The following is an 11,681-nucleotide window of genomic DNA, read 5'->3' as shown; positions in this document are numbered from 1 at the left end:
TTACGCACCAGGTTTTTGGCAGCGAAAAAAGAGGATCCGTCATGAACGACAGGCTGGATGAGTACCAGAAAAAACGCGATTTTGCAGCCACGCCGGAGCCCGGCGGTGCAGATCAAAAGGCTTCGCAACGCCATGGGTTCTGTATCCAGAAGCATGACGCAAGCCACCTGCACTACGATTTTCGCCTTGAGCTGGAAGGCACGCTCAAGAGCTGGGCCGTGCCTAAAGGACCAAGCCTGGACCCCCGGGTCAAGCGTCTGGCGGTGCAAGTGGAGGACCATCCACTGGATTACGCCACGTTCGAGGGGCATATCCCTGAAGGCAACTATGGGGCAGGGGATGTGATTGTCTGGGATAACGGGGTGTGGAAGCCCATAGGCGACCCGGTCGAGTCATTCAAAAAAGGCACGCTGCAGTTCCAGCTCGAAGGCCACAAGCTGCAAGGCATCTGGAACCTGGTGCGTTCACAGCAAGAGGGCAAGAAAAAGCTCTGGTTTTTGATCAAGCACAAGGACGATGCCGCCAGAGCGCAGGCTGATTTTGATGTGCTCACCCAGCGCCCGGAATCCGTAATCAGCGGTCGCACCCTCGGGCCCGGGCCGGCAAAGCACAAGCCACGGCAGGCCTGATAAAGGGAACGTTAGCGGTCCTGCACTTGTCCACCGTTGCTATACCCCCAAACCGGCGTCTGGCCGGTAACCACAACGAGGTGAACATGCGCAGCATCATTTCTGCATCAATACTGGCCGGTCTTATGTGCGCAGTACCCTTCGCAGCCCAGGCTGGCGATGAAAAGCCCAGTGACTGCAAACCGGGGCAAATCCTGGCGCAGTCCATGGATCTGAGCAGTTGCTATGGCAACGGCGACAAGGCACCGGACCAATACACCCGCGACACGGCCGCGATAAAAAACTGGAAAGCCAAGGGGCTGCCGCAACCCTCGGATACCGAACAGTGGGTTGAAATCAGCGGGCATTACGTCCTGGTCAATCGGGTCAATTCGGTGATCAAAGAGATACGCAGCAAGGACGCCAAAGTCCTGGCGCAGTAGCTTCCCCACGCGCAAGGTGCTCCCGATGACCCACCCGACCCCACTGGAAAAGTCGGCGAGCACCTGACATCTGTAGCGTCATATGGGTTACAAAGTGCACTTGATAAAAATAATTACCCATGATGGATCGAGGCCTTACCTATGCAGTTGTCCCGCTTTTCCTTCACCGCAGCCACCGTTCTGGCGCTGCTTGTCAGTGCCGCCGTCAACGCCGCCGAGACGGATCCGCAAGCCTTGCTGGCCAAAGCCCGGGCCGAACAGCCTGCTTATCTGGACACCTTGAAAACCCTGGTCGCAGTGGATACCGGGACCGGGACCAAGCCGGGTCTGGACCAGGTCAGCGCGCTGCTGGTCAAGCGCCTGGAGGCTCTGGGGGCCAAGGTCGAGACCAGTCCGGCCAGTCCTTCGGCAGGTGACAATATCGTCGGCACCTTCAAGGGCACAGGTAATAAAGACTTCCTGCTGATGGTGCATTACGACACCGTATTCGGCCCCGGAACCGTGGCCAAAAGGCCGTTTCGCACCGAAGGTGAGCGTGCCTATGGCCCGGGTGTCGCCGATGCCAAGGGCGGAGTGGCAATGATCCTGCACGCGGTCAAGTTGTTGCAGGATCAACAGTTCAAGGACTACGGCACCCTGACCGTACTGTTTAACCCCGACGAAGAAATGGGCTCTGCCGGGTCGAAAAAAATCATTGCCGAACTTGCCCGCAAACATGACTACGTATTCTCCTACGAGCCACCGGACACAGATGCCGTGACCGTGGCCACCAATGGCATCAACCAGCTCAGTATGGAGGTCAAGGGCAAGTCCTCCCATGCGGGCTCCGCGCCGGAAAAGGGTCGCAATGCCCTGACCGAACTGGCGCATCAGATCGTGCAGCTCAAGGACCTGGGCGACCCGGCCAAAGGCACCACGGTTAACTGGACCATGGCCCGGGCCGGCGACAAGGCCAATATCATCCCCGACCTGGCGAGCGCCCAGGCCGACATGCGCTACTCGGATGTGGCCGAAAGCGACCGGGTTCTGGCCGATGCCAAGCGCATTGCGCAGAACACATTGATCCCGGACACCGAAACTGCGATCACCCTGCATCAGGGCCGGCCGCCGTTGGCGAAGAATGCCGGCTCCGAATCCCTGGCCAGAACGGCGCAACAGCTCTATGGCGAAATTGGTCTGAAGGTTGAACCTATCGCCATGCGTTTCGGCACGGATGCGGGTTATGCCTATGTGCCGGGCAGTGCCAAGCCGGCAGTGCTGGAAACCATGGGCGTGGTCGGTGCAGGTTTACACGCAGAGGACGAATACATCGAACTGAGCAGCATTGCGCCGCGGCTGTACCTGACCGTGGCAATGATCAGGGAGCTCTCCAGATAAACCCGCCCCCCGTCCACCTGCAGGAGCGAGCTTGCTGTAGGAGCTCGCTTGTTGTAGGAGCGAGCTTGCTCGCGAGCCTTTCAGCGAAGAGCTTCTACACGCGGCCATGGGCCTGGGAAGCCAGTTCTGCGGTATCCACGCGCACAAAGATTGAATCACCGACCGCCGTCAGCACATCCCCCGCATAGACCTCGCAGATCACACGGCTTTTGCGTCCCACCTCACCTTCGACTCTCGCCCGCAAGGTCAGGGGCACACCCATCGGGGTCGGTTTGATGAACTTGATCCCCAGATTGCCGGTGACGCAATTGATCCGCGGCAGGCTGTCGACCTCACGCTGCTGCGCACGGTAGTGAAAAGCCATCGCGGTCCAGTTCGAATGGCAATCAACCAGCATCGCAATCAAGCCGCCATAGACCAGGTCCGGCCAGCCGCAATATTTGGCATCCGGCAGGTGCTCGGCGATTACATGCACCCCGTCCTCATGCCAGAAACTCTTTACGTGCAGGCCGTGGACATTGCTGGTGCCGCAGCCGAAACAAACCCCTTCAGGGGCCGCGCTGTCTTGCAGGGAACAACCGAGCTGAGTAGTCATTGGGCATTGCTCCTTGATATGTGTCTGCCAGATGCCCTTACGTTAACGTAACCCCCCCGTAGGAGCGAGCTTGCCTCGCGATAGCCTCGAGAGCACCCGACATCCAGACAAAAAAAAACGGCGTGACCGAAGTCACGCCGGGGTGTTGCCAGTCAGTGCGCGGATATCGTGGGTCCTTGCCCTGACTGTTTGAACCTGTAGCGCTTCAGCCGCGCTCGATGGCCACGGCCACTCCCTGACCACCACCGATGCACAGGGTAGCGAGGCCTTTTTTGGCGTCGCGCCTGATCATCTCGTGCAACAAGGTCACCAGCACCCGGCAGCCCGAGGCGCCGATCGGATGGCCCAGAGCAATGGCTCCGCCGTTGACATTGACCTTGTCCATGTCCCATTCCAGCTCTTTACCCACCGCCAATGCCTGGGCTGCGAAGGCTTCGTTGGCTTCGATCAGATCCAGCTGGTCGAGGCTCCAGCCAGCCTTGGCCAGGCAGCGCCGGGTGGCCGCTACCGGGCCGATACCCATGATGGCCGGATCAACCCCGGCACCGGCGTAACCCGAGATCCGCGCCAGTACCGGCAGGCCCAGCGCCCTGGCTTTGTCGGCACTCATCAACATCACGGCGGCGGCCCCGTCATTGATGGTCGAAGAGTTGCCGGCGGTGACGCTGCCGTCTTTCTTGAACGCCGGCTTGAGCAGGCCCAGGGACTGCAGAGTGATGCCTTGACGGGGTTGCTCGTCCACCGCAAACGATAGCGGGTCGCCCTTGCGCTGGGGGATCAGGATCGGCGTGATCTCGTCGGCGAAACGGCCGCACTCGATGGCCGCACAGGCCTTTTGCTGGGACGCGACGGCAAAGGCATCCTGCTGTTCACGGCCGAGCTGGTACTTGTCCACCAGATTCTCGGCAGTGATGCCCATGTGGTAGTCGTTAAAAGCGTCCATCAAGCCGTCGTGGAGCAGGCTGTCGATCATCCTGGCATGGCCCATGCGCAAGCCGGTGCGGGCAGCAGGCAGCACGTAGGGGGCCAGGCTCATGTTCTCCATGCCACCGGCAATAATGACCTCTGCATCGCCGCAGCGGATCGCCTGGGCCGCCAGCTGGACCGCCTTGAGACCGGAGCCGCAGAGCTTGTTCAGGGTCATGGCGGGAACGCTGTGGGGCAGGCCGGCGAATATCGACGCCTGACGTGCGGGGTTTTGCCCGCAACCGGCGCTCAGCACCTGGCCGAGAATCACTTCATCCACCTGATCAGCGTCCAGACCGGTTTTGACCAGCAACTGGCGAATTACCGCAGCGCCCAGTTCGACTGCCGGAATAGTGGCCAGGGCCCCCTGAAAACTGCCTATGGCTGTGCGCGTGGCCGCGACAATGACGACTTCTTGCATCACATTGCTCCTTGAAAAAGCCAGGTCAGGCGAACTGCATTTCTGGTACATGCTCGGGCACGATCAACTTGCCGGCGGTCTTGCGCACAATTTCTTCCACGCTGACCCCGGGGGCACGCTCCTTGAGGATGAACGCACCGTCAGCGATTTCCAGGTAGGCGAGGTCGGTCAGAACCCGCTTGATGCAGCCGGCACCGGTCAACGGCAGGCTGCAACGGGACAGCAGTTTCGACTCGCCGTCCTTGGACGCATGGGTCATGGTGACAATGATATTGTCGGCCCCTGCCACCAGGTCCATCGCGCCGCCCATGCCCTTGACCATTTTGCCGGGGATCATCCAGGAGGCGATATTGCCCTGCACGTCCACTTCAAAGGCGCCGAGCACGGTCAGGTCGATGTGACCGCCGCGAATCATGGCGAAGGATTCTGCCGAAGAGAAAATCGAAGCCCCGGTGCGGGCAGTAACTGTCTGTTTGCCGGCATTGATCATGTCGGCGTCAGCTTGCCCTTTTTGCGGGAATGCACCCATGCCGAGCAGGCCGTTTTCTGATTGCAGCATGACTTCCATGCCTTCGGGGATGTAGTTGGCCACCAGGGTCGGAATGCCGATGCCGAGGTTCACATAGAAGCCGTCCTGCATTTCGCGGGCGACGCGCTGGGCCATTTGTTCGCGGGTAAGAGCCATTATTGTTCTCCGTGGAGCCAGGGCTGAGGGCAGGGGATCAGGAACGTTCGGTGAGTTGCTCGATGCGTTTCTCGAACGTGCCGCAAATGATCCGGTCGACGTAGATGCCAGGGGTATGGATCTGTGTCGGGTCCAGCTCGCCGGGCTCGACGATCTCTTCAACTTCGACCACGGTGATCTTGCCCGCGGTGGCGGCCAGCGGATTGAAGTTTTGCGCGGTGTGGCGGTAGATCACGTTGCCAAAATGGTCAGCCTTCCAGCCTTTGACAATGGCGAAGTCGCCGGTGATCGACTCTTCCATCAGGTAGGCGCGGCCCTTGAATTCGCGGATTTCCTTGCCGTCGGCCACTGGCGTGCCTACACCGGTAGCGGTAAAGAACGCAGGAATACCGGCGCCACCGGCACGCATCTTCTCGGCAAGAGTGCCCTGGGGGGTCAGTACCACTTCGATTTCGCCATCCAGCAACTGCTTCTCGAACAGGGCGTTTTCCCCCACGTAGGAGGCGATCACTTTGCTGACCTGGCGGTCTTGCAGCAATACCCCCAGACCAAACCCGTCAACCCCGCAGTTGTTCGAGACCACCGTCAGGTCGCGAGTGCCCTTGCGCTTGATCTCGTTGATCAGGTTTTCCGGAATACCGCACAGGCCAAAGCCCCCGGCGATCACGGTCATGCCATCTTCGAGTCCGGCCAGGGCCTCCTCGTAGGACGCCACACGTTTGTCGAAACCTGCCATAGACACCTCTTTTATTGTTAGTGGTGGGTGGTTAGCCAATGGTAGCGAGTGTCACTCCGGGCAATTGATTTGTTAAATTGTTTTTTAAGGTTTATTAATTGGTAAAGTAAATCAATGACTCCGGAGTGCAGCCCATGACCGTAAAACAGATGCGTGCCTTCCTCGCCGTGGCCCAGAGCCTGAGCTTCGCCGTGGCCTGTGAACGCCTGCATTTGTCGCAGTCGGCCCTGAGCTTGACCATCAAGGCGCTGGAGGAGGGGCTGGGAGGGCGCCTGTTCAGCCGTACCACACGGCATGTGGCCCTGACCCCCGAAGGTGAGTCGCTGTTGCCGCTGGCCCGACGGCTGATTGCCGAGTGGGACAATGCCGAGGATGAGATGCGCCAGCGCTTCACCCTGCAGCGGGGGCGGGTAACCCTGGCAGCGATACCTTCGTTTTCGGGCAATCTGCTGCCGCGTATCCTCAAGAACTTTCGTACCCGCCACCCCCGGCTCAACGTCACGGTCAACGACGTGATCAACGAACAGGTGCTGGAGATGGTGCGTGATCGTCAGGTGGAGCTGGGTGTGGCATTCAAGCCGGGCCCGGGGTCAGCGCTGACCTTTACCCCGCTGTATATGGACCGGTTTGTCGCAATAGTGCCCAGTGATTCGCAGTGGGCCGGGCGTTTGCTGATTGATTGGCAAACCCTGCTGGAACAACCCTTCATCACACTGCAGCGACCCTCTGCCGTACGGGTGATGCTCGAAGAGCATTTGCAGGCCCGGCAGATGAAATTGCCGGTGGAATTTGAAAGTCATCAACTGGCTACGGTCGGACGCATGGTCGCCAGCGGGCTGGGAGTCAGTGCAGTTCCGGCACTGTGCGCCGAACAGATGCGCGAGCTCGGCGCCCGTTGCATCACCTTGCATGAACCCGTGATAGAACGGGCCATGGGCATCCTGACCAAACCCGGCCATGAGTTGTCGGCAGCGGCCCAGGCGATGTTTGACAGTTTGCTCGCAGAGAAACTTGGCGAACGGTTTTGCGACTAAGGTTCGGGTAGACCCTGGCAGCGGCTGTGTAATCTTTGGTTACATAATTAAGATGTTCTTAGTCATTGCCAGCTATTCCTAAACATCTTGCAGCACTGATTCAGTGCATGAACTTGAATGCCTCAGTGATAGTGGCAAAAAACTTAACCTGTCGCATCTGACAACTAACGCACTGCGCGCAACTTGACCCTAGGACTCCTACAGATACCTTGGGTTGTTATTAAGAACAGTCCTATCTTGTGATGCATCAAATACCCATATGCCTTGTTTGAGTCGGCTGCCGAACGTACCGCCTGTATTATTTAATAAAGTGATTGAGTAAGATGCCGCCGCTGCACTCAATAAACTGCGCTCCCGCGGCGCTTACTATGGAAGTTACTTATATGTTGTCTTTGAAAAAAACCTTGCTCGTTACTTGCTTGTTGGCAGTTTCTGGAAGTGCACTGGCCGCCAACAAGGCCGACCTGCTTGTGATCGGCAAGATCGTTCCCGCCGGCTGTAACGTAACCATCGGCACGGGTGCACCTCTGGACCTGGGCGATATCCATGTCGCCGATCTGAACCCCGATCCTGATAAACCAACTTCACTGGCCAACCGCAGCGTTCCTTATAGCCTCACCTGCACCGGCCCCGTGGCCATCAGCACTAGCTGGATCGACAACAATGAAGCCCACGGCACCGCCCCCGCGGGGAGCCATAACCTCTTCAGCCTGGGCAAAGATGCGGCTGACGCCCCAATTGGCCACTTGTGGATCCAGCACGGTGCTGGCGCAAGCGTAGCGGTAACCGGCAATGGCGCTGAAACCCATGCCAATGTCATCACCAGTGTCGACGGTATTGTCTGGGTTGATGCGGGCTACGGTCAGGCCAGTAAGCGTCTGGTGAACTCCTTTGCCCCAGTGGGGGAAATGACACCCACTGCCTACAGCACCTATAGCGGAAGATTCACACTCAAGCCGCAAATTGCGCCGACCAGTACCCTGGACCTTAACAATGCGCTGACCATTGATGCCAGTGCCACCATGGAAGTGACTTACCTGTAACTGTAGTTTTGCCCCTGTCACGCCGAATATTATTCGGCGTGACAGTACGATTATACTGCGGGCAATATGCAAGAGCGCTGGGGAACAGTAGCGACCAAACTCAGGGTGGTACTTTTTAGAAAGGGGTGGGCCTATTCATAACTGCCGAACCCATGATTGACTTATAACGCCGCAAGTATGCGCTACATAAAAAACCCACTATCTACAGGCTGGCACTGTCGTGAACGATGTATTGCTTCGATCCCCGATTTTCTGCCAGAGAAAACGCCGGATAAACAAGGTGGGTTTAAATCCACACCTATAACTGAATATGAGCCGAAAATAGGAATACTCCTAATTGTTTGCGCCCTAGGAGTATTCCTATTTTAAGTTTTGCAACAGGTCGTCAGAGTGCTGGCCGCCGTAACTGGCCTGCTCTGAAAGCATTGATTCGAGCAGTTTTATTCATCAAGACATAGACGAACCATTATGAATATTAAAAAAACTTTGCTTGCAACCTGTCTTCTGGCTGCTTCGGCCAATGCATTGGCCGCGACCACTGCCGACCTGAAAGTTACCGGTAAGGTGGTACCTGCCAGCTGCGACGTGACCATCGGCACCGGAGCCCCTATTGATCTGGGTGACATTCTGATCAGCGCACTCAATCCAGACCCCGATAAGCCAACCGCACTGACCGTTCCTACGGTTCCTTACAACATCACCTGTACCGGACCGGTCGCCATCAGCACCAGCTGGGTTGATAACCAGGAAGCCGACGGTACCTCAGCACCTAGTCCCAACTATTTCAGCCTGGGCAAAGATGCGTCTGACACCCCTATTGGCCACCTTTGGATCCAGCACGGTGCTGGCGGAAGCGTTGCAGTAACGGGTAATGGCACAGAGACCCATGCCAATGTCATTACCAGTGCCAACGGCATTACCTGGGCTAACTCATCCTATGGTCAGGCCAGCAAAACCCACATTAACTCCTTTGCTCCAGTGGGGGCATCAACGCCCGAGGCCTACACCACCTATAGCGGCCGCTTCACACTCAAACCGTCGATAGCCCCCGTGAACGATCTGGACCTGAGTACCTCGCTGAACATCAATGCCAACGCCACCATGGAACTCAGCTACCTGTAATGGTTGACCGTGCACCGGATCCACTCCGGCGCATGCAGACGCAATGCACGTTCGGTTACTTGTGGATGCAGCACGGCGGTGGCGCAAGCGTAGCGGTAACCTGCAGTGGTGCTGAAACCATGGAACCGAGCAGTTTTATTCATCAAGACATAGACGAACCATTATGAATATTAAAAAAACTTTGCTTGCAACCTGTCTTCTGGCTGCTTCGGCCAATGCATTGGCCGCGACCACTGCCGACCTGAAAGATACCGGTAAGGTGGTGCCTGCCAGCTGCGACGTGACCATCGGCACCGGAGCCCCTATTGAGCTGGGTGACATTCAGGTCAGCGCACTCAATCCAGACCCCGATAAGCCAACCTCACTGACCGTTCCTTCGGTTCCTTACAACATCACCTGTACCGGACCGGTCGCCATCAGCACCAGCTGGGTTGATAACCAGGAAGCCGACGGTACCGCCTTACCTAGTCCCAACCATTTCAGCATGGGCAAAGATGCGTCTGACGCTCCTATTGGCTACCTTTGGATCCAGCACGGCGCTGGCGGAAGCGTTGCAGTGACGGGTAATGGCGCAGAGACCCATGCCAATGTCATTACCAGTGCCAACGGCATTACCTGGACTAACTCACCCTACGGTCAGGCCAGCAAAACCCACAGGAACTCCTTTGCTCCAGTGGGGGCATCAACGCCGGAGGCCTACACCACCTACAGCGGCCGCTTCGTAATCAAACCGTCGATAGCCCCCGTGAACGATCTGGACCTGAGTACCTCGCTGAACATCAATGCCAACGCCACCATGGAACTCAGCTACCTGTAATGGTTGACCGTGCACCGGATCCACTCCGGTGCATAAAGACGCAATGCTCGTTCGGTTACTTGTGGCTACAGCACGGCGGTGGCGCAAGCGTAGCGGTAACCGGCAGTGGTGCTGAAACCATTGAATCGAGCAGTTTTACCCATCAAGACATAGAGGAACCATTATGAATATTAAGCAAACTTTGCTTGCAACCTGTCTTCTGGCTGCTTCGGCCAACGCATTGGCCGCGACCACTGCCGACCTGAAAATTACCGGTAAGGTGGTGCCTGCCAGCTGCGACGTGACCATCGGCACCGGAGCCCCCCTGGATCTGGGTGACATTCAGGTCAGCGCACTCGAAAGCGACCCTACCAAGCCAACCCCAATGCCCAACGCTACTCTTCCATACAACATCACCTGTACCGGACCGGTCGCCATCAGCACCAGCTGGGTTGATAACCAGGCAGCCGACGGTACCTACCCATCCTCTAATCCCAACTATTTCAGCCTGGGCAAAGATGCGGCTGACGCCCCTATTGGCCACCTTTGGATCCAGCACGGTGGTGGCGCAAGCGTTGCAGTGACGGGTAATGGTACGGAAACCCATGCCAATGTCCTTGCCAGTGCCGACGGTATTACCTGGGTTGACTCACAGTACGGTCAGGTCAGCAAAACCCACATGAACTCCTTTGCTCCAACTGGAGTATCAACGCCGGCTGCCTACACCACCTATAGCGGCACCTTCACACTCAAGCCGCAAATTGCCCCTGTGGACACGCTGGACCTGAGTACTTCGCTGAACATCAATGCCAACGCCACCATGGAGCTGAACTACCTGTAACTGTTGCCCTGCACCGGATTCGCCCCGGTGCAGGCAGACGCAATGCACGTTCGGCGTGGGCCATTCAGGCCACCTGAGCTCATTGCCATGTAACAGCGCTCAACAAGGTGCCTCCGGGCGGGGCACCTTTTCATTGTTGCCGAATCGCCAATAGTCGTCCTCACGCTTTTCTGCGGATCTTTATCCCGGGCCCAACGGCGCAAGAGCGCGAGTGACTGAACCCTTAAACATTTCCCGGACTCCTTGCAGTTCGCCAAAGGTCGTGCCCATGTTTTTATTTCGCCTACAGAGCCCCAGATGCTTGCTCAGCTTTTTTATCCTGGCCCTGGCCAGTTGGTTGCCGCCAGTCCAGGCCGCCGGCATGGTCCCCGACACCACCGTCGTGATTGTCCAGGTGGCTGACGGCGAAGGCCGGATCAATGTCACCAATACCGATGCCCAGGCCGCACTGCTGCATAGCTCTCTGCAAAACATTGCCGAAGACAAGGAAACCCTGCTGGTGGTAACGCCGCCCCTGACCCGCGTCGAACCGGGGCAAAAACAGCTGGTGCGTTTTATCCTGCAGGCGCGCACGCCGGTCACCACCCAGCGTCTGAAGCGCGTGATATTCGAGGGCATCCCGCAAAAGAAAACCGACGCCAAATCCACGGTCACCATGAACGTACGCCAGAACCTGCCGGTGATTATCCATCCCGAAGGTCTGCCCATGAAAAACGATCCCTGGGTACTGCTCAAGTGGACCCGCTCCGGCAATACCCTGACGGTGAATAACGACAGCCCGTATGTGGTGCGCCTGACCAAGCAACTGACCCTGCTGCCAGGCAAGACCGCGGCTGAACTGCCCAATAACTACATTTTGCCGGGCCAGACCCTCAGCGTGAAACTCCCCGAGCAGAGCCCTGAATCGCTGACTTCGGTGCAATTCACCCCGGCCAGTATTTACGGATTTGCCGTCAACGCATTTACCGCCCCCCTGAACTGATCCTCTGTTTTTAGTATGTCAAGGATGTCCTG

Annotated in this window: 12 protein-coding genes and 1 pseudogene; 9 read left to right on the top strand and 4 right to left on the bottom strand. The window is 57.7% G+C overall.

Annotated elements, in window-relative coordinates:
• Nucleotides 1–41: 41 nt before the first annotated feature.
• From JQ845_RS05610 to JQ845_RS05600, 3 genes and pseudogenes are all read left to right on the top strand, one after another.
• Nucleotides 42–620: pseudogene (locus JQ845_RS05610) on the top strand (DNA polymerase ligase N-terminal domain-containing protein); the annotation flags it as partial.
• A gap of 95 nt (nt 621–715) precedes the next feature.
• Complete coding sequence (locus tag JQ845_RS05605) at nt 716–1,051, top strand: RcnB family protein (RefSeq protein WP_003445489.1); 336 nt, start codon at nt 716–718, stop codon at nt 1,049–1,051.
• A gap of 141 nt (nt 1,052–1,192) precedes the next feature.
• Nucleotides 1,193–2,428 (top strand): M20/M25/M40 family metallo-hydrolase, encoded by a 1,236-nt coding sequence (locus tag JQ845_RS05600; protein ID WP_203008720.1) that lies wholly within the window; start codon nt 1,193–1,195, stop codon nt 2,426–2,428.
• A 94-nt stretch (nt 2,429–2,522) separates the two neighbouring features.
• Here the strand turns inward: JQ845_RS05600 and JQ845_RS05595 are convergent, their stop codons facing one another.
• The 4 genes from JQ845_RS05595 to JQ845_RS05580 form a co-directional block, all read right to left on the bottom strand.
• Complete coding sequence (locus JQ845_RS05595) at nt 2,523–3,023, bottom strand: PaaI family thioesterase (protein ID WP_010656517.1); 501 nt, start codon at nt 3,021–3,023, stop codon at nt 2,523–2,525.
• A 205-nt stretch (nt 3,024–3,228) separates the two neighbouring features.
• Nucleotides 3,229–4,410, bottom strand: coding sequence for an acetyl-CoA C-acetyltransferase (locus tag JQ845_RS05590; RefSeq protein WP_127195408.1), 1,182 nt, complete (start codon nt 4,408–4,410; stop codon nt 3,229–3,231).
• 25 nt (nt 4,411–4,435) lie between these two features.
• A complete protein-coding gene (locus JQ845_RS05585) occupies nt 4,436–5,095 on the bottom strand; it encodes a CoA transferase subunit B (RefSeq protein ID WP_003445499.1) in 660 nt (219 codons plus the stop codon).
• 37 nt (nt 5,096–5,132) lie between these two features.
• On the bottom strand, nt 5,133–5,831 hold the full coding sequence (locus JQ845_RS05580; RefSeq protein WP_003445501.1) for a CoA transferase subunit A: 699 nt from the start codon (nt 5,829–5,831) through the stop codon (nt 5,133–5,135).
• Between the two features lie 134 nt (nt 5,832–5,965).
• Here JQ845_RS05580 and JQ845_RS05575 point away from each other — a divergent pair, with 134 nt between their 5' ends.
• The 6 genes from JQ845_RS05575 to JQ845_RS05550 all read left to right on the top strand — a co-directional run bounded on the left by JQ845_RS05575 (nt 5,966) and on the right by JQ845_RS05550 (nt 11,649).
• Nucleotides 5,966–6,865, top strand: coding sequence for a LysR family transcriptional regulator (locus JQ845_RS05575; RefSeq protein WP_127195407.1), 900 nt, complete (start codon nt 5,966–5,968; stop codon nt 6,863–6,865).
• 383 nt (nt 6,866–7,248) lie between these two features.
• Nucleotides 7,249–7,908 (top strand): DUF1120 domain-containing protein, encoded by a 660-nt coding sequence (locus JQ845_RS05570; RefSeq protein ID WP_203008719.1) that lies wholly within the window; start codon nt 7,249–7,251, stop codon nt 7,906–7,908.
• Between the two features lie 468 nt (nt 7,909–8,376).
• Nucleotides 8,377–9,030, top strand: a complete 654-nt coding sequence (locus JQ845_RS05565; protein WP_203008718.1) for a DUF1120 domain-containing protein — start codon at nt 8,377–8,379, stop codon at nt 9,028–9,030.
• Between the two features lie 163 nt (nt 9,031–9,193).
• Nucleotides 9,194–9,847: a DUF1120 domain-containing protein gene (locus JQ845_RS05560; RefSeq protein ID WP_203008717.1), complete on the top strand. Its 654-nt coding sequence runs from the start codon at nt 9,194–9,196 to the stop codon at nt 9,845–9,847.
• A gap of 163 nt (nt 9,848–10,010) precedes the next feature.
• Entirely contained in the window at nt 10,011–10,667 is a 657-nt protein-coding gene (locus JQ845_RS05555) for a DUF1120 domain-containing protein (protein ID WP_203008716.1), read from the top strand.
• 301 nt (nt 10,668–10,968) lie between these two features.
• Nucleotides 10,969–11,649, top strand: coding sequence for a fimbria/pilus chaperone family protein (locus tag JQ845_RS05550; protein WP_160627623.1), 681 nt, complete (start codon nt 10,969–10,971; stop codon nt 11,647–11,649).
• Nucleotides 11,650–11,681 lie beyond the last annotated feature (32 nt).

This window comes from Pseudomonas paraversuta (genome assembly GCF_904063065.1).
GTDB lineage: Bacteria > Pseudomonadota > Gammaproteobacteria > Pseudomonadales > Pseudomonadaceae > Aquipseudomonas > Aquipseudomonas paraversuta.
The sequence above is the reverse complement of the archived record's forward strand: the minus strand, read 5'-3'. Positions and strand labels throughout refer to the sequence as shown.